Source organism: Pseudonocardia yunnanensis (assembly GCF_039534065.1).
GTDB classification, from domain to species: domain Bacteria; phylum Actinomycetota; class Actinomycetes; order Mycobacteriales; family Pseudonocardiaceae; genus Pseudonocardia; species Pseudonocardia yunnanensis.
Genome location: NZ_BAAAUS010000028.1, coordinates 18,589 through 35,506 on the forward strand (window position 1 = coordinate 18,589; position 16,918 = coordinate 35,506).

Consider the following 16,918-nt stretch of genomic DNA (forward strand, 5'->3'; position numbering starts at 1 on the left):
AGTGAACGGAGCCGCTGGACGTCGGTGGAGCGGGGTGACCATGACCGATGTCGCTCGCCGCGCGGGCGTGTCCACGATGACCGTCTCGAATGTGATCAACGGGCGGTCGCAACGGGTGAGTGAGTCGACAAAGCGGCGGGTGCTGGCGGTGATCGCCGAGCTCGGTTACCAGGTCAACCTCACGGCCCGGAATCTGCGGATGGGGCGAACCGGGGCGATCGGGTTGGCCGTGCCGAGCTTCGCGCCCGGGTACTACGCCCAACTCGCGGAGCGGCTGGCGGATCGGTTCGCGGCTCACGGGATGCGGCTGGCGGTGGAGAAGACGGGCGGAAATCGGGTGGCTGAGCTGGACGCCCTCACCGCGCCGCGGTTGAGCGGCTACGACGGGTTCGTGCTCAGCGTCGTCGCGGGCGAGGTAGCCGACCTCGATCGGCTCAGTCTCGACACGCCGGTCGTGCTGATCGGCGAGAAGGCGGTTCCGGCACGGTTCGACCACGTGATCATGGACAACGTCGGAGGCGCACGGATGGCCACCGAGCTCCTGATTCGCTCCGGCGCGCGGCGGATCGCGTTGCTCGCCGGCGTCGGGGTGCCGGAGGAGACGATGCCGGGCTTGCGGACGCGCGGATACCGGGACGCACACGCGGCCACCGGCACGGCGGTATGCGAGGAGCTGATCGTGTCGTGCGGGTTCGGCGTCGACCACGGCTACGAAGCGGCGCGGGATCTGGTCGGTCGGGGTGTCGAGTTCGATGCGGTCTTCGCCCTGACCGACTCGGCGGCGGTCGGTGCGCTGCGTGCGCTGACCGAGGCCCGCCGCAGGGTCCCGGAGGACGTCCAGGTGATCGGGTTCGACAACCTCGACGACAGCAGGTTCACCGTCCCGGGGCTCAGCACGGTCGAGCCCGGGAACGACGAGATGGCGGACGCGATCTGTGCATTGCTGATGGAGCGGATCGAAGCGCCGCCGGTCGGCGGGGCGGCCCGAGTGGTCATGCCGAAACCACGGATCGTGGAGCGCGAATCCACCCGAAGTCCCTGACCGCGGCGCCGCACCAACGGATGCTCTCGTTCCCGTCGCCGGGGGGCTCGTGGCGCAGCGCACTCGCGGGGGACCACGGTCGCCCGCAGCGCTCGTGGTCGGCGGTGAGTTCGACCAGTTCTGCCCACCCGGACGTCGCGTCCCCTGACCAGGAGGGACACGGTCGCATCCGGGTTCGGAGTCGGCAGGTCGTGACGGACGGCCGTGATGACAGCGTGGGCGTGCCCTGCTCATTGACTCATGTCAGGGACAACTCGACCGTGGCGAACGAATGTGGCGCCAGCACCGCGATCAGCTCTGTAGCCCCCAGCGCTCCGGGTCGCAGCGTGACGGCGAGGTCGGCCGGTGCCACCGTGTCCGGTGCGGTCGTCGAGTTGTGGCGCTGCGGCTTGTCGGCCGTGAGGATCCGGGCCCGGGCGGCCGTCACCGCCCGGCCGCGCAGGTCGAGCCGCACGGTCGTGTCGGTGTCGAGTGCGAGGTTGCTCAGCGAGACCAGCACGTTGCCGTCCTTCGTGCTGGCGGAGACCGACAGGGGGGCGAGTTCGTCGTCGCCCATCGTCACCGCAGCCGGCTTCTCGACCACATGAACCGGCACCGATGCGGCGTCCTGGTGGCCCTTGTTCATCGCGAACACGTGGTAGGTCGGGGTGAGCACGAGGCCGCCGTCGTCGTCGGTGAGGATCATCGCCTGCAGCACGTTGACGGTCTGGGCGATGTTCGCCATCCGGAGCCGGGCGGCGTGCTTGTGGAAGATGTCGAAGTGCAGGCTCGCGACGAGGGCGTCGCGCAGGGTGTTCTGCTGGTACAGGAAGCGCGGGTTGGTACCCGGCGCGGCCTCCCACCAGGTGCCCCACTCGTCGCAGACCAGGCCGACCCGGCGGTGCGGGTCGTAGGCGTCCATCACCGCGCTGTGGCCGGCGATCACGCGGTCGATGGCGGATGCCTTGAGCATCGTTCGGTAGTACTGCTCGTCGGTGAACTCGGTGGCCGATCCCTTGGAGATTCCGTCGCCGGCGAACGAGTAGTAGTGGAACGAGATGGCTTGGAAGATGTCGCGAGGTCGGCTCGTGCAGCCGAGGCAGCTCACGACCTTCATCAGGGCCTCGGTCCAGGCGAGGTCGTCGTCCGCGGCGCCGGCGGCGATCCGGTACAGCTCATTGCCGTCGTGGTTGTGCAGGAACGTCGCGTAGCGACTCGCGAGGTCGGCGTAGGTGTCGGCGCGCATGTGACCGCCGCAGCCCCACGCCTCGTTGCCGATGCCCCAGAACGGGACCCTCCACGGCTTCTCGCGACCGTTGGCCTTGCGCAGCCGGACCATCGGCGAGTCGCCGTCGCGGGTGAGGTACTCGACCCACTCGCTCATCTCCTGAACGGTTCCCGACCCGACGTTGCCGTTGACGTAGGGCTCGGCGCCGAGGAGGTCGCACAGCGCCAGGAACTCGTGGGTGCCGAAGTGGTTGTTCTCCTCGACGTCGCCCCACAAGGAGTTGACCATGACCGGCCGATCCTGTTTCCGGCCGACGCCGTCGCGCCAGTGGTAGGCATCGGCGAAGCAACCCCCCGGCCAGCGCAGGTTGGGGATCTCCAGCGCACGCAGGGCTTCGACCACGTCGAGCCGCAGGCCGCCCTCGTTGGGGATCGGTGAGTCCTCGCCCACCCAGAACCCGCCGTAGATGCAGCGGCCGAGGTGCTCGGCGAAGTGGCCGTACAGGTGCTTGCTGATGGTCGGACCCGTGACGTCGAGGTCGATCACGGCGCGGGCGGTCGACGATGGCATGAACATCCTTACGTGGTCGACGGTGCGAGCGGCGGGGTAGGGGGAGGCGCGTGTCTATATGTCGAAACTTTCGCGAAAGAACGGACCTTTGGGAGGTCTTACGCGCGAGGTTTGACGTTATACTGTGTCGCTCATTACAGTCACGCCGCGCGTAGGGCGCACGGGCCCTTGCTCTTCTGCTTCGAAACTTTCGACCCGGAGGCACATCGTCGTGAGACTCCGCTCCAGCTCTTTGGTACTGCTCGCTGCAGCCGCGCTCGCAGCGAGCGCGGCCTGTTCACCGGGCTCCGCATCCGGTGGCGGTGGGGATCCGAAGTCGTTCGAGTTCTGGTCGTTCAGCGGGATCGACCAGCAGCACGACGTCGACGTCTACCAACGCAGCCACCCCGACATCCAGGTCAAGCTGACCGAGGTCGGCAGCACGACGGAGACCGCGCAGGCGCTGACCACGGCCCTCGCCGGCGGGAAGGTGCCCGACCTGGTGCTCATCCAGGGCGACGACATGCCCAAGTTCGTGCAGCAGCCGCAGAACTTCCGCGACCTGCGCGAGTCCGGCGCCGACCAGATGAGCGGCGACTACCTCGACTGGGTGATGAAGCAGGCCACGGCGACCAGCGGTCCGATCATCGGGATCCCCACCGACGTCGGCGGCATGGCCGTCGCCTACCGCACGGACCTGTTCGCCGCGGCCGGCCTGCCCAGCGACCGCGAGTCGGTCTCCGAGCTCTGGCCGACGTGGGACGCGTTCATCGAGACCGGCAAGAAGTACGTGGCAGCGACCAGCAAGCCGTTCCTCGACAACTCCCCGACCAGCGTGTTCTTCCAGGCCGTCAATCAGGTCTCGCAGAAGTACTACGACGACGCGGGCAACCCGATCTACGACCGGAACCCCGAGGTCAAGGCGGCGTTCGACCTGACGCTCAAGGCGATCCAGGCGGGGATCTCGGCCAAGATCTCCTTCGGCTCCGACGGCTGGAACGCCGCGCTGCCCCGCGGCGACTTCGCCGCCGTCTCCGCGCCGTCGTGGATGCTGAACCAGATCCGCCGGGCAGCGCCCGACACGAGCGGCAAGTGGGACGTCGCGACCATCCCCGGTGGTGCGGGCAATTGGGGCGGCAGCTACCTGGCGATCCCGGCGCGCGCCCAGAACCCGGAAGCGGCCTGGGCCTACATCAAGGAGATGCAGTCGCCGCAGCACCAGCTCGAGCACTTCCTCGACGTCGGGGCACTGCCGACCACGCCCAGCGTCTACGACGACGCGCAGCTCACGGGTAAGGCCGACCCGTTCTTCTCCGGCGCACCGACCGGGAAGATCTATACCCAGGCGGTGCTGGGGCTCAAGCCGTTCCGGATGGGGCCCGACACCGGCACGATCGGCACGGAGTTCCTCAACGCCCTCACCAACGTCGAACAGGGGTCGGGCAACCCGGCCACGGCCTGGGACGACGCCGTGCGCAACATCCGCACGGCGATCGGGAAGTAGCTCCGATGCGTCGCTACCGCGGGGGGACCGCGTGACCGCGACCCTGCCTGTGCAGCAGGCTCCGTCCCACGGCGCGCCCCGGCGCGCCGTGGGGTGGGCCCTCCCGCTCCGCGAGCGGATCGCGCCGTACGCCTACATCGCGCCGTTCTTCGTGCTCTTCGGGGTGTTCGGGCTCATCCCGTTCCTTTTCACGTTCTACATCGCGCTGTTCGACTGGAACCCGATCGGCGACCAGACGTTCATCGGGATCAACAACTTCACCCGGATGATCGCCGACCCGCGCTTCTGGAACGCGACGGGCAACACGATCAGCATCTGGCTTCTCTCGACCATTCCGCAGCTGCTGGTCGCGCTGGTGCTGGCCCATGTCCTCAACAGTGCCCGGCTGCGGCTCGCGATGTTCTTTCGCATGTCGATCCTGGTGCCCTACATCACCTCGGTGGCAGCCACGGCGATCGTCTTCGCGCAGATGTTCGACCGCGACTACGGCCTGCTGAACTGGCTGCTCGGACTGCTCGGGATAGGGCCGATCGACTTCGTCCAATCCGTGTGGGGCAGCCACCTCATGATCGCCGTGATGGTCGCGTGGCGCTGGTTCGGCTACACCGCCCTGCTGTACCTCGCGTCGTTGCAGGCGGTCCCGCGCGACATCTACGAGGCGGCGTCGATCGACGGCGCGGGCGGGTGGCAGCAGTTCCGCTACATCACCGTCCCGTCGCTGCGACCGGTGATCATCTTCACCGTCGTCACGTCGACGATCGGCGGCCTGCAGATCTTCACCGAGCCTCTACTGGTCGCCCGCACGACCAACCTCACCTGCGGTGCCGTGCGGCAGTGCCAGACGCTCACGCTGTTCCTCTACGAGCAGGGCTTCGGCCAGTACCAGTTCGGCTACGGCGCCGCGATCGGCGTCGCGCTGTTCGTGATGATCATCCTGGTCGCCGCCGTCAACTACCTGTTGTCCAGCCGGATCCGAGGAGCGTGAGGATGAGCGACACGACGACCGGGACGGCGATCGGCACCGCGATCACCGGTGCGCCGCCCGCGGGCCGGCGCGGCGGGCCGGGCGGGCGCGTGGGCCGTGTGCGGTGGTGGACCTACGTGCTGCTGGGCGTCGCCGCGTTCGGCTCGTTGTTCCCGCTGTACTGGATGTTCATCGTCGCGTCGACCGACTCGGCGACTGCCACGAAGATGCCCCCGGAGGTCGTGCCCGGCGACAACTTCTTCCACCTGGCCGGCCTGGTCTTCGACACGGTCCCGTTCCTGCAGTCGATCCTCAACAGCCTGTTCGTGGCCCTGACGATCGGCGTCGGGCAGGCGCTGCTCTGCGCGCTGGGCGGTTTCGCGTTCGCGAAGCTGCGCTTCCGGGGCCGGGACGTGCTGTTCCTCGTGGTCGTGCTCACCATGACCGTGCCGACGCAACTCGCGATCATCCCGCAGTACATGATCGTCTCCTGGCTCGGCTGGGTCGACACCCTCCAGGCGGTGACAGTCCCGGGTCTCGCGAGTGCGTTCGGCATCTTCTGGATGCGCCAGCACATCGCCGGGACCGTCAGCGACGAGCTGATGCAGGCCGCGCGGATCGACGGGGCCAGCACCTGGCAGATGTTCTGGCGGATCGTGTTCCCGATCGTGCGGCCGGCGGCGTTCGTGCTCGGCCTGTTCGGCTTCGTGACGGCCTGGAACGACTTCCTCTGGCCGTTCATCGTCTTGAAGTCACCGGACCGTTTCACGGCCCAGATCGCCATCAAGGCGCTGCAGAACAGCTTCTCGATCGACCTCGGCCTGGCCATGTCCGGTTCGTTCCTGGCCACGCTGCCGCTGCTGGTGCTGTTCGTCGTAGTCGGGCGCCGGATGGTCGCCGGCATCCTGGACGGGGCCTTCAAGGGGTGATCCCGCCCGGACGGGGCCCCGCCACGGGATCCACGACACGGCCCCCGCGGCGCGCTGGGAGGACGGATTCCTCGGGCTCCGCGCGTATGCGGGGTGTCCCGGATGATTACGCGACTCTAGTGCTGACGGCGACGGCGGCTAGGGCCCCGCCCGCGGAATGCGTCCTTGACCTTCTCGACGATCCGCATCAGGTAGCTTTTCACCTCATCGACCCTGCCCCGGGCCTGGAGACCTTTGTCGTCGGTGACCTCGCCAGTGTTCCGCTTGATGCGACCGCGGAGCTCCTGAGCCTTGATTCTGAATTTGTCCGCGAAGCCCACAACCGCCACCATCCTCGGCGTCGAGGGTGGCCCGGGTCCTCGGGCCACCGCCCAGCTCGTCCGTGGGATTACCCCGATCGGAATGCCCCGAACCAAGCGGGTCAGGTGAACCGCCCGCGCATCCTTGTTGCACCACTGGCTCACCTCTGAATCCCTCGGGCGGTTCCCTCGGCCCCGTCATTGGCGACAAGGTAGGGCTGCGCTCGGAGGTGTGCGGCCCGGCCGCATGAGTCCATCGGAGTGCGCGGCGAAGTAGCCCGCAGCCCGATGCAGGAACCCGGCGCACGTCGGGCCCTTCTCGTCGGGAAGGACCTCGGGGTAGGGGTCTGGTGTGGTGGGCGTGAGCGGTCGACATTCGAGAGAGATCGGGGACCAGCCGGGGACCGCACGTTGTGCGCGTGCCCACTCGTGCGGAGCCGGAGCGGGCTTTTCACACCTTGATGAGCGATTGTGACGTGCGTGGATGGGTTGGCTGCACGTCCTGGGGGTCACGGGGTCGCAGGTTCAAATCCTGTCGTCCCGACGGCACGATGGGCGGTTCCCGACGTCGGGGGAGCCGCCCATCAACGTTTCTACCTGCGAAAACCCTGAATCTGGTAGATGCTGCTGATCAGGTATAGCAGTTGGTGATAGCAATGGACTCAGTCCGTCAGCTGTGCGTCGAGGTGGTCAAGCCGTCCCCTGCCGGGGACGAGCCGGACTGCGCCGGACGGCATGCGCGGCGGCTGGTCGAGCCTTCAAGATCAGACCCTCTGTGGCACGGTCACGGGAGCGGTCCGGAGTGGAGGTGTTCACGCCGCCAGCCGGATCTTCATGGCTTCCTCTTCCTGGCTCGTGGTGGAGCATTTGTTGTCTACCAGGTGACGGGGAGACGGTGCAGCCCGTACACCGATGCTTTTTCCTTGATGGGGATTTCGTCGACGTCCGCGGCGAGCTTCAACCCCGGAATCCGGCGGAACAGCGTTTCGAACACGATCTCCAGCTCGGCCCTCGCGAGGTTCTGGCCCAGGCACTGGTGCGACCCGAACCCGAACGCGACGTGGTGTCGGGCGCCACGCTCGACGTCGAGCACATCCGGCGAGTCGAACACGGACCGGTCCCAGTTCGCCGCGTACAGCGAGGGCAGCACACCTTCACCGGCCTTGATCAGCACACCGCCGAGGTCGACGTCGGCAACAGCCACGCGAAGCGGAACCGTGTCCGTGATCGAGAAGAAGCGCAGCAGCTCCTCGACCGCAACCGGTGTCTTCCCCGGTTCAGTGATCAACCGCAGTTGCCGGGGGTGTTCCAGCAGCCCGAGGACCCCGACCGAGATCATGTTCGCCGTCGACTCGTGCCCGGCCGCCAGGAGCAGGAACGCGAGCCCGACCAGGTAGGCGTGGTCGTAGGTGCCCGCTGCACGGCTCTCGGTGATCTGCCGGCCGAGCAGGTCGTCGGAGGGCGCGGCTTCCTTCGCAGTGACCAGCTCGTCGAAGTAGCGATGGAGCCGCGCGTAGGTGGCGGCGGTTTCCTCCGGTGGAGTCTCCCGGCCGAACAGCTTCGCGGTGTTCTCTTGGAAGAAGGCGTGATCGACGTAGGGCACGCCGAGCTGTTCGCACATCAGCAGCGACGGCACCGGCAGGGCCAGCGACGTCACCAGATCAGCCGGGTGGCCGGCTGCGAGCAGGTCGTCGATCAGGCCGTCGACGATCTCCTGGATTCGCGGGCGCAGCGACTTCACGCGCCGGAGCGTGAACTCGCCGAGCACGGCGCCGCGAGCCGCCCGATGCTCCTCCGCGTCCATCCCGAGCATCGTGCGCACGGGTTCCTTGTCGTTCCCGCGGGACAATCGTGGAAAACCGGGTTTCGCCCGGTCCGAGGAGAAGCGCGGGTCGCTCAGCACGGTTCGCACTTCCTCGTAGCGGGTCACGAACCACGCGCGTGATCCGTTGGGAAGGCGAACGCGAGTAGCGGGTTCTTCTTCGGATGAGCGTGCGTGCAACTCCGGTTGCGTGAACGGGCAGGTCCGCGCGACCGGCAGTTCGGGAGTGCTCATGATGATGATCTTTACCAGGTCCCCGGCGATGTCCGCTGCAAAAGGGGATCATTGTCGCGCTGTCCGAGGATCTCGGCTGAAGCGTCTGGAGCAGATCAGACGCTCTTGATCATTCCGCCGTCGATCACGAGGTCGGAGCCGTTCATGTTGGCTACCAGCCCGGATGCGAGCAGGACCACGAGCGAGGCGATCTCCTCCGGATTCGTGAACCGGCCGGTGGACAGCCCGAGCACCCCCGGCAGCTGATCGGTGAAGTCCTCTGGTTCTATGCCCGCGCGCCGGGCGAGCACGTCGCGGGGTCCGCCGGGGGCGGTCCAGGCGTCGGTCCACACCGGGCCGGGGGAGATCGTGTTCACCCGCAGCCCACGGCCGCCGAACTCCTCGGCCAAAGCCTTGCCGAGGTTCGACAGCGCGGCCTTGGCCGCGGACTGCGCGACCAAGCGCGGCTGCGGTATCCGCGCGTTCACCGAGCTGATGTTGACGATGGCCCCCTGCCGGTCGAGGAGAGAGGGCAGCGCGGCCCGGGTGGCGCGGACGGTGGACATCAGCGTCAGGTCGACGGTGTGCCGCCACCCGCCGTCGTCGAGGGCGAGGAACCCGCCGGCCGGGATCGCGGTTCCCGCGACGTTGTTGACCAGCAGGTCGATCCCGCCGTGCCGGTCGAGGGCCATCTCCACGAGCTGGCGGGGTCCGTCCGGCGTGCCGAGGTCAACCTCCAGCACGTCCGGTGTCGTCGCTGCGAGGTCGGGCGACACCGTGCGGCTGCCGGCGACCACGGCGAACCCGTCGTGGGCCAGCGCCCGGACGGTCGCCAGACCGATCCCCCGCCCCGCTCCGGTCACCACGGCGATACGCGGCGCCGCTCCCGATGAAGTAGCTTGCGTCATGATAGTGACCCTAAGGTAGTCGCTTTTATCAAACAACCAAGCAGCTAGACTGCGTGTGTGCTGCCTCGGAACTACCCAGGGATCACGTGTTCGATCGCGCGCACGCTGGAAGTCGTGGGCGAGAGGTGGACGCTGCTCGTCGTGCGCAACTCTCTGACGGGGATGACGCGGTTCGAGCACTTCCAGCAGTCGCTGGGCATCGCGCCGAACGTGCTCACCGATCGACTGGCGCGCCTCACCGATGCGGGTGTGCTCGCCCACCGCAAATACCAGGACCGGCCCGAACGCTTCGAGTACGTGCCGACCGACAAGGGCCGCGCGCTCTGGCCGGTGCTCGCCGCGATGATCGCGTGGGGGGACAGCTACTACCCGCCGCCAGCCGGGTCGCCGAAACTGCTCTTACACGACGGGTGCGGGGGCCGGATCGCCGCGGAGCTGATCTGCACCAGCTGCGCCGCTGCGGTTGCGCCCGACGCAGTGACAGCCGTCGACGGCCCCGGCGCGCCCTAGTACTACAGAGCGTGGCCGCACAGCGCTCACCTGGGAGCTCCACTGCGTCCGGTGCGGAGCGTTGCCCACACCGGTGGGGTGCGCTGCAGGGCCTTGACGCCCGCGTGACGACCGTCGCCAACTGGGCGCGCGGGCCGGAATCATCGCTCACACGGCGCGGAGCTTGTCGGGGTTGAGCACCGCGTCGATCTCACGCAGCCGCCCGTCGACCGGATCGACGTCGAACGCGAAGACCAGGAACGGCCGGCCGGCTGCGGTGATCAACGCGCCCGGGCCGCCGTTCACCGGGATGATCTCGACGCCGAGGCGGGGCGGCCAGAACGCGACTACGGAGACGAGGTACTCGGCCACCTCCTGGGCGCCGCGCACGGGCAGCCTGGGCGTCTCCGACCTGCCGTCCGCGTCCGCGACGAGCGTGACGTCGGGCGCGAGGACGTCGAGCAGCGCCGCCAGGTCGCCGCCGAGCGCCGCGGCCAGGAAGCGTTCGGTGACCTCGCGGTGCTCGGCGGGCGGGGCGTCGCGGCGAGGGCGGCGCGCGTGGACGTGCTGGCGGGCCCGGTACGCGAGCTGCCGGACGGCCCGCTCCGTGCGCCCGGTCATCCCGGCGATCTCGGCGTGCGAGAACCCGAACGCCTCGTGCAGGACGAACACCGCGCGCTCCACGGGGGTGAGCGTCTCCAGCACGACGAGCAGGCCCATCGACAGCGAGTCGGCCAGCTCGGCGCTCTCCTCGATGCCCGGCGAGGTCAGCAGCGGCTCCGGCAGCCACGGGCCGACGTACGCCTCGCGCCGGGCCTTCACCCGGCGCAGCTGGTCGAGTGCCAGCCGTGTGACCAGCCGGAACAGGTACGCGCGCGGCTCGGCGACCTCGTCGTGGTCGACCCGGTCCCAGCGCAGCCACGCCTCCTGCAACACGTCCTCCGCGTCGGCCCGGGTGCCGAGCATCCGGTACGCCGCCGCGAACAGCACCTGCCGGTGTCGGTCGAAGTCCGAGTCGCTCACGACATCACGACGTTCCTCGACCCCCCGACGTCACGCGTGACGTTCACGGGCCGCTGAGCGTCGTGTCGGCGAACCCCACAGGGAGGGAACCCATGACACCGTCCGTAGCCGAGACCAACCGCAAGCTGGTGCTGGAGCTCTTCGCGCGGCTCGACGCCGGCGACCTGGACGGCGCGCTCGCCCTGCTGCATCCCGGCTTCGTCTCGCACAACCCGAGAGTGCCGCACGATCCCGCGACGACCAGCGGGCTCCAGGCCTTCGCCGAGTTCTTCCGCGGGCCGGCAGGAAAGGCGCTGCTGGGAGCCGGAACGGATGTCCGGCGAGTCGTCGCCGACGAGTTCCTCGTCGCCGTGCACAACCGCATCGCACTGCCGTCGGGCGACGTCGCCGCCGTCGACATCCTGCGTGTCCAGGACGGTCTCGTGGTCGAGCACTGGGACGTCGTGCAACCCGTTCCCGAGGAGTCCGGGAATCCGCACGGGATGTTCTGAGCGGGCCGTTCCCGGTGGGGTCAGCTGCCGGTGGGCGGGGGTGGGAGCAGCCGCCGCACCGACAGCCACGGCATCGAGCACGGCGTGCAGGTGGACCTTGACGTCGGCCCGGTTCACTGGCAGCCGGGACGCGATGGCCTTGTACGCGCGAAGGATCCGGATCACCCTCCACGTCTGCAGCTGCGCGATCCGCTGCCGCACGCCTGCCAGCGGATCACCGGGCCGTACCACCGGCCGAGCAGGACCTCGCCCGCCTCCAGGCCGAGCTCGACCGCGATCCTCCGCGCGGCGACGACGACGCGGATCTGCTTCGGGGCTCACGGGTGGGGCGGAGTGTCCTTCCGGCCCCGTTGAGCCCGCCCGACGGCCCGGTCATCGACGAACGCGACCGCGGTCAGCGCCGCGTAGACGTTCACCGCAAGAAGCGGCACGCCGAAGGCGACTGCCCACCAGAACCACGCCGCTCCGCGGATGTCCGAGGTGCCCGTGAAGACCACAAGGAAGGCCCACAGGCAATCCATGAACATCGCGATGGAAAGGCGGAAGCCTACGTCGAGAGCGTCTCTCGAACGTCGACGTGGGCGGCCGGGCCGCACGAGGCTTCGTAGTAAGCCACCCATCGCAGCCTCACCGAGTCCCCGACACGCTCCAGGACACACAGGATTCTTACCCTCTGCGGGCGACCCGTACTCGGGTCATCCCGCATCGATGTCAGAAAAGGACGGTGCCGCCAACCACTACGTACCCGGCACCCACTGCCAGACCTTCAACCCAGCGAGATTCCTGGAGGTACCGCTTGCGAGGGGGCGAGGAAAGGCTCGCGCTCGTGGTAGACGAGGAGTTGATGACCGGGGGCGCTGGCGACGCCGAACGCGTGGAAGTCGATCGTCAGCAGACCGCGGTGGTGGTGCAGCAGCTCCTTCGTCTCGTGCATCTTCGGTCGCACATCGTGGCGGGCCCATAGCTCCGGGAAATGGGGACTCTCCCGACGTAGCGTGGCCATCAGCTGCCGGAGCCGGGTCGGGACGGCGGCGAAGTCAGCACTGGCCCGCAGGTTGGCCACGGTCGCCTCCGCGGAGGCCTCCCATTCGACGAAGAACGTGCGGGCTGCAGGATCCAGGAGCACCATCTCCAGCAGGTTCCTCGTCGACCTGAACCCGCTGAACAGGTCCTTCGCGCGCTCGTTCATCGCGAGGATGTCCAGGACCGGGTCCAGCACGATAGCTCCGGCCTCCTTCCACGAGTCCAGCAACGTCAGCAACTCGCTGGGCACCGGCCGGGATGCCAGGCCCTCGTCGAGCCGCCACGCGACGCCGGCCAGCGCGTAGAGGTGTCGTTGCTCGTCGACGGTGAGGCGGAGCGTGCGCGCCAATGATGCGAGGACCTGCTCCGACGGATGAAGTTCGCGTCCCTGTTCGATCCGGCGGTAGTACTCGACACTCACGCCCGCATCGCTCGCGACCTCGTCGCGGCGCAGGCCCGATACCCGTCGGTGGCCGGCGGAGGTGATCCCGACCAGCTCCGGCGGCACCTTCGCACGTCGTGTCCGAAGGAACTCGCCCAGTTCTGAGTGCGGCACGCCTCAAACGTAGCGACGACGACCGCCGAGAAGGGGGCCCTCGCGCGGCCTCCCTCAGCCTCGATGCGGTGCACAGGCTTGTGGATGTGAACACGACACCGAACACCCGGCCGACAGCCCAGGTCATCTCCGGAACGCCACTCTCCGGCCGCGTCGCGGTCATCACGGGCGCATCGAGCGGAATCGGTGAAGCCACCGCCGAGCGTTTCGCCGAGCTGGGAGCGAAGGTCGCGCTCCTCGCCCGGCGTGGTGACCGGCTCGACGCGCTCGAGGACCGCATCCGTAGGAACGGGGGCGAAGCGCTCGCGCTGCCGACCGACGTCACGGACCGCGACGCTGTACTCGCATCCGCCGCTCGCGTCGCAGACGAGTTGGGCCAGGTCGACCTCGTCTTCGCGAACGCCGGCGTGCAGCTCATCTCCGGGATCGCCGACCTGGTCGTACAGGACTGGGACGCCCAGATCGACCTCAACGTCAAGGGCACCATGAACACCATCCAGGCGTTCGTCCACCCGCTGGAGGCCGCGGCGGCCGCAGGACGCCCTTCCGACCTCATCGTCACGTCCTCGACCGCGGCCGTCCGGTACCTCGAAGGATTCCAGGTCTACTCAGCCACGAAGGCCTACCTGACCCAGCTGACACGTCTGCTGCGCATGGAACTCGGCCACAAGCAGATCCGCGTCTGCGCAATCGAGCCCGGCATGGTCGACACCGAACTGCCCGATCACGTCACCGACCCGGCGGCGAGCAAGCTCATGGCTGACCTCATCGAGAAGATCGACGTGCTGCAGTCCGAGGACATCGCCGAGGCGGTCAGCTTCGTGGCCGCAGTGCCCAAGCACGTCAACCTGACCGAGATCCACATCCTTCCCACCGAGCAGACCATCTGACAGGCGTAAAAGGGGCGGCGTCGCACCTGCGGCGCCGCCCTCCCGCCTGCGCGCCACCGACCCGTTCGCACCAGACCCGGTGAACGTTCCTGGCCACCGCATCCGTCCAACGGAAGGTGTCTTGAGGGGTCCCTCGGGCAGTCACCATGATCGGTCAGCTGCAACGACGCACCCGGAGGTGGCCACGTGCCCGAGTCCGATACGGACGATGACGTCCTCGCGAACGCCTCGCGGCTGCTGGAAATGGTCAACAGCAGCTGGATGCCACAAGCGCTGCGGGTGGCCGCTGAGCTCGGCGTCGCTGATCTGCTCGCCGACGGCCCGCGAACCGCTGACGACCTGGCCGGGGCCACGAGTACGCACGCATCGTCGTTGCACCGGCTGATGCGCGCGCTCGTCACGATCGACATCCTCGGCGAACGGGCGGATGGGGCGTTCGAACTGACGCCGACGGGCAGACTTCTGCAAGCCGACGTCGAGGGCACGGTGCGGTCGTGGACGATCTACCAGGGTCGTGACGTATGGGACGAGTGGGGCCTCATGCTCGAAGCCGTCACGACGGGCAGGAGCGGGCGAGAGATCGCCAACGGGAAGCCCGGCTTCGAGCCACTGCGCGACGACCCGCGGCGGGCCGCCACCTTCAACTCGGCGATGGCCGAGCTGACGCGGCTCAGCACGCGCGCGATCGTGGCCGGCTACGACTTCGGCAGGTTCTCACGCATCGCCGACATCGGCGGCGGCTACGGCGAGCTGCTCGGTGCCGTGCTGATCGCCCACCCGGCCACCAGCGGCATCCTGTTCGACCTGCCGCACGCGATCGAGAACGCGCGACCCCATCTTGCGAAGAGCGGGGTCCTCGAACGGTGTGAGGTGGTGAGCGGGAGCTTCTTCGAGGGCGTTCCCACAGGCGCAGACCTGTTCATGCTCAAGAGCGTGATCCATGACTGGGACGACGAGCGGGCTGTAGAGATCCTCATGAACGTTCGGCGCGCCATGGGCAGCGCGGCGAGGTTGCTGCTGATCGAGCGTCTCATGCCCGAGCGGATGACGTCAGGCCCGGAGCACCGCTCCCTCGCTCGAACCGACATGAACATGCTCGTCGCCCACGCTGCGCCGGAGCGGACCGAGATCCAATGGCGGCGGCTACTCGACTCAGCAGGTTTTTCCGTTGTCGGCGTCACGCCGATCACCGCGACGTCCACCGTGATCGAGGCGGTCGCAGCGGTCTGAAACCACAGGGCCCCGGGGTGCATGCGTTGGTGAGGTCGGCCGGCGGCAAGGTGGATATGGCTCAGTGGGGCGCCACGCATCACCGGAGCCCCGCTCGCCACGGTCGAGGAATTCCTCAACGAGCACCGCTCGCTGTTCGAACTCGACCGCGACAGGCCGCCGCGTGATGCGCTGAACGCGACAGCCCGGGCAGGGCCTCATGGTCTCAGCCTCCACCGGAAATCTCATTGCGATGGACCAGGCGGTGCTGGCCGCGACAGGCTGACCGGGCGTCACCCGGTGGGGCGCATCCGTCCCTCGACGAGGGTCGCCCACTCGTCCTCGTCCGGGGGCCGGTAGGACTTGCTCCACCGGTAGCCGTCCGCGGTCGGGGTGTAGGTGGTGCGGGCTGCGCCTCGGTCAGTGACCCTGTCGAGTACCAGGTCGCCGTCCTGCCACGTGCCCCGGGCGGGCGGTTCCGGCGGGTAGCCAATGCTGTCGAACGAGTACATCACCACCTCTGCCGTCTCCGGGTCGGCCATGAAGACGTTCACGGCACGGAACGCCACCGCGCCGTCGCGCTCCTGGGTTTGGTGCTGGACGAGCAGCCTGCCGTCCAGGTGGAGCGCGCCCTGCACGGCCGCCGTGGCCGCGCCGGCGGGCGCCCAGCGCGTCGAGCCGACCTCCTCCGGTCCGCCGAGATCTCCGACGAGGAAGGCCAGCCGATCGAGCGGCTCGGGGACAGGCGCATCGCCCACCGCAACTCCTTGGTTCGTCCCAATGATTGGTTGGAACCTAGCATTGCCTCATGGACGACCGCTCCGACCCGACGCCGCTGCTCGACCTCACCGTCTACCTGCTCTCCCAGGTCGGCCGAATGGGCAAGCAGGCGCTCGACGCCGAGCTGGCGGAGCGCGGACTGCGCCTGCGGCACATGGCTGTGCTCGCCGCCCTCGCCGACGAGGGCGCGGCCGGCCAGCTCGCCCTCGCGCGCTACCTGCGCCTCGATCCCAGCGACATCACGACGACGCTCGACGATTTGCAGCGGCGCAGGCTGGTCGAGCGCGCGGTCGACCCGACCGACCGGAGGCGCAGGCTCGTCTCCCTGACCGTCGAGGGGCACACCGTCCTCCGGGAGCTCTGCGCCCTGGCCGGGAAGGTTGCGGACAGCCTGCTCGCGCCGCTCGACGACACGCGCCGCGACGTCCTGCACAGCGCGCTCCTCACCGTGCTCGTCGCAGCGCGAGGTGCGACTCGTGAGCCGGAGCAATTCGGTCGTCTTACACCTCGAGGCGTCCAGCAGGCTGTTTCTCACCCCGAGAACGACAAAGACGTTCGTGACTCGAGCCGGATGGGGGGAGCACCCTCGTCAGATCGCCGAGATCCGTGACCGCGGTCGTACCAGGGCGGGATCGTCTTCCGCCGCGGCGGTCGAGGGGGTGTTGAACGCGGCCGCGGCGGCGGGCCGCTGCGTTGCCCACAACTGTTGCGCGGTGCGCGTGGGCAGGTCGGGGGCGAAGTTGTGCAGGAAGATGTTCTCCTTGAGGTAGTACTGCACAGCCCCTGCCGGGGCGCCGGTGTAGGGCGTGCTGTCGAACAGCGTGGCGGGGTTTCCGCTCAGGGCCGAGGTCTTGCCGCTGAGCTGTCCGTTTGTCTCACCCATGTCGGGTGCGGCTGCGTCGACGTAGCCCAGGACCTTCACGTTGGGGTTGCCGGCGGCGGCGTTGGTGATGACCGCGCCGCCGTAGGAGTGGCCGACGAGCACGATCGGGCCCTTGATGGTCGACAGGAAGTCCTTGA

General features: G+C 68.5%; 18 protein-coding genes. 9 read left to right on the forward strand and 9 right to left on the reverse strand.

Annotated features, from left to right (window positions below; all coding sequences use genetic code 11):
- Positions 1-40 precede the first annotated feature (40 nt).
- Positions 41-1,042, forward strand: a complete 1,002-nt coding sequence (locus ABD743_RS26685) for a LacI family DNA-binding transcriptional regulator (RefSeq protein WP_344724998.1) — start codon at positions 41-43, stop codon at positions 1,040-1,042.
- Positions 1,043-1,280: 238 nt separating this feature from the next.
- Here the strand turns inward: ABD743_RS26685 and ABD743_RS26690 are convergent, their stop codons facing one another.
- Positions 1,281-2,819 carry an alpha-N-arabinofuranosidase gene (locus ABD743_RS26690; protein ID WP_344725000.1) on the reverse strand — a complete coding sequence of 513 codons (1,539 nt, stop codon included), beginning with the start codon at positions 2,817-2,819 and terminating at the stop codon, positions 1,281-1,283.
- Positions 2,820-3,030: 211 nt separating this feature from the next.
- On the opposite strand from ABD743_RS26690, the gene ABD743_RS26695 reads away from it, so the two are divergent.
- Genes ABD743_RS26695 through ABD743_RS26705 form a run of 3 tightly spaced genes read left to right on the forward strand, consistent with a single transcriptional unit; the run spans position 3,031 to position 6,195 of the window.
- The gene (locus tag ABD743_RS26695) at positions 3,031-4,302 is read left to right on the forward strand and encodes an ABC transporter substrate-binding protein (RefSeq protein WP_344725002.1); all 1,272 of its coding nucleotides are present in this window, start codon (positions 3,031-3,033) and stop codon (positions 4,300-4,302) included.
- A gap of 31 nt (positions 4,303-4,333) precedes the next feature.
- Positions 4,334-5,287, forward strand: coding sequence for a carbohydrate ABC transporter permease (locus ABD743_RS26700; protein WP_344725004.1), 954 nt, complete (start codon positions 4,334-4,336; stop codon positions 5,285-5,287).
- Positions 5,288-5,289: 2 nt separating this feature from the next.
- Positions 5,290-6,195, forward strand: a complete 906-nt coding sequence (locus ABD743_RS26705; protein ID WP_344725006.1) for a carbohydrate ABC transporter permease — start codon at positions 5,290-5,292, stop codon at positions 6,193-6,195.
- A gap of 116 nt (positions 6,196-6,311) precedes the next feature.
- Here the strand turns inward: ABD743_RS26705 and ABD743_RS26710 are convergent, their stop codons facing one another.
- The 3 genes from ABD743_RS26710 to ABD743_RS26720 form a co-directional block, all read right to left on the reverse strand.
- Positions 6,312-6,515, reverse strand: a complete 204-nt coding sequence (locus ABD743_RS26710) for a CsbD family protein (protein WP_344725008.1) — start codon at positions 6,513-6,515, stop codon at positions 6,312-6,314.
- Between the two features lie 853 nt (positions 6,516-7,368).
- Positions 7,369-8,550: a cytochrome P450 gene (locus ABD743_RS26715; protein ID WP_379659363.1), complete on the reverse strand. Its 1,182-nt coding sequence runs from the start codon at positions 8,548-8,550 to the stop codon at positions 7,369-7,371.
- Between the two features lie 95 nt (positions 8,551-8,645).
- Entirely contained in the window at positions 8,646-9,437 is a 792-nt protein-coding gene (locus ABD743_RS26720) for an SDR family NAD(P)-dependent oxidoreductase (RefSeq protein WP_344725010.1), read from the reverse strand.
- 114 nt (positions 9,438-9,551) lie between these two features.
- Between ABD743_RS26720 and ABD743_RS26725 the strand changes: the two genes are divergently transcribed.
- Complete coding sequence (locus tag ABD743_RS26725; RefSeq protein ID WP_344725012.1) at positions 9,552-9,947, forward strand: winged helix-turn-helix transcriptional regulator; 396 nt, start codon at positions 9,552-9,554, stop codon at positions 9,945-9,947.
- Positions 9,948-10,094: 147 nt separating this feature from the next.
- Here ABD743_RS26725 and sigJ read toward each other — a convergent pair whose 3' ends face one another.
- A complete protein-coding gene (sigJ, locus tag ABD743_RS26730; RefSeq protein ID WP_344725014.1) occupies positions 10,095-10,949 on the reverse strand; it encodes an RNA polymerase sigma factor SigJ in 855 nt (284 codons plus the stop codon).
- Between the two features lie 92 nt (positions 10,950-11,041).
- Here sigJ and ABD743_RS26735 point away from each other — a divergent pair, with 92 nt between their 5' ends.
- On the forward strand, positions 11,042-11,440 hold the full coding sequence (locus tag ABD743_RS26735) for a nuclear transport factor 2 family protein (protein ID WP_344725015.1): 399 nt from the start codon (positions 11,042-11,044) through the stop codon (positions 11,438-11,440).
- Between the two features lie 317 nt (positions 11,441-11,757).
- On the opposite strand, the gene ABD743_RS26740 is transcribed toward ABD743_RS26735, so the two are convergent.
- Both ABD743_RS26740 and ABD743_RS26745 read right to left on the reverse strand, forming a co-directional pair.
- Positions 11,758-11,961, reverse strand: a complete 204-nt coding sequence (locus ABD743_RS26740) for a hypothetical protein (RefSeq protein ID WP_344725017.1) — start codon at positions 11,959-11,961, stop codon at positions 11,758-11,760.
- Positions 11,962-12,206: 245 nt separating this feature from the next.
- Positions 12,207-13,019, reverse strand: a complete 813-nt coding sequence (locus tag ABD743_RS26745) for a helix-turn-helix transcriptional regulator (protein ID WP_344725019.1) — start codon at positions 13,017-13,019, stop codon at positions 12,207-12,209.
- 86 nt (positions 13,020-13,105) lie between these two features.
- Between ABD743_RS26745 and ABD743_RS26750 the strand changes: the two genes are divergently transcribed.
- Positions 13,106-13,909 (forward strand): SDR family oxidoreductase, encoded by an 804-nt coding sequence (locus ABD743_RS26750; RefSeq protein ID WP_344725021.1) that lies wholly within the window; start codon positions 13,106-13,108, stop codon positions 13,907-13,909.
- A 186-nt stretch (positions 13,910-14,095) separates the two neighbouring features.
- On the forward strand, positions 14,096-15,139 hold the full coding sequence (locus ABD743_RS26755) for a methyltransferase (RefSeq protein WP_344725022.1): 1,044 nt from the start codon (positions 14,096-14,098) through the stop codon (positions 15,137-15,139).
- A gap of 272 nt (positions 15,140-15,411) precedes the next feature.
- On the opposite strand, the gene ABD743_RS26760 is transcribed toward ABD743_RS26755, so the two are convergent.
- Positions 15,412-15,876, reverse strand: a complete 465-nt coding sequence (locus tag ABD743_RS26760; RefSeq protein ID WP_344725024.1) for a DUF1579 domain-containing protein — start codon at positions 15,874-15,876, stop codon at positions 15,412-15,414.
- 50 nt (positions 15,877-15,926) lie between these two features.
- Between ABD743_RS26760 and ABD743_RS26765 the strand changes: the two genes are divergently transcribed.
- The gene (locus ABD743_RS26765; protein ID WP_344725025.1) at positions 15,927-16,508 is read left to right on the forward strand and encodes a MarR family winged helix-turn-helix transcriptional regulator; all 582 of its coding nucleotides are present in this window, start codon (positions 15,927-15,929) and stop codon (positions 16,506-16,508) included.
- On the opposite strand, the gene ABD743_RS26770 is transcribed toward ABD743_RS26765, so the two are convergent.
- On the reverse strand, positions 16,488-16,883 hold the full coding sequence (locus ABD743_RS26770; RefSeq protein ID WP_417716249.1) for an alpha/beta hydrolase: 396 nt from the start codon (positions 16,881-16,883) through the stop codon (positions 16,488-16,490). The genes ABD743_RS26765 and ABD743_RS26770 overlap by 21 nt on opposite strands.
- Positions 16,884-16,918: the final 35 nt, after the last annotated feature.

What these genes read in the sequence shown, in the direction of transcription:
- ABD743_RS26685 (WP_344724998.1), top strand. Translation starts at nt 41, where the DNA reads ATGACCGATGTCGCTCGCCGCGCGGGCGTGTCCACGATGACCGTCTCG.
- ABD743_RS26690 (WP_344725000.1), bottom strand. Translation starts at nt 2,819, where the DNA reads ATGCCATCGTCGACCGCCCGCGCCGTGATCGACCTCGACGTCACGGGT.
- ABD743_RS26705 (WP_344725006.1), top strand. Translation starts at nt 5,290, where the DNA reads ATGAGCGACACGACGACCGGGACGGCGATCGGCACCGCGATCACCGGT.
- ABD743_RS26715 (WP_379659363.1), bottom strand. Translation starts at nt 8,550, where the DNA reads ATGAGCACTCCCGAACTGCCGGTCGCGCGGACCTGCCCGTTCACGCAA.
- ABD743_RS26720 (WP_344725010.1), bottom strand. Translation starts at nt 9,437, where the DNA reads ATGACGCAAGCTACTTCATCGGGAGCGGCGCCGCGTATCGCCGTGGTG.
- ABD743_RS26735 (WP_344725015.1), top strand. Translation starts at nt 11,042, where the DNA reads ATGACACCGTCCGTAGCCGAGACCAACCGCAAGCTGGTGCTGGAGCTC.
- ABD743_RS26740 (WP_344725017.1), bottom strand. Translation starts at nt 11,961, where the DNA reads ATGGATTGCCTGTGGGCCTTCCTTGTGGTCTTCACGGGCACCTCGGAC.
- ABD743_RS26765 (WP_344725025.1), top strand. Translation starts at nt 15,927, where the DNA reads ATGGACGACCGCTCCGACCCGACGCCGCTGCTCGACCTCACCGTCTAC.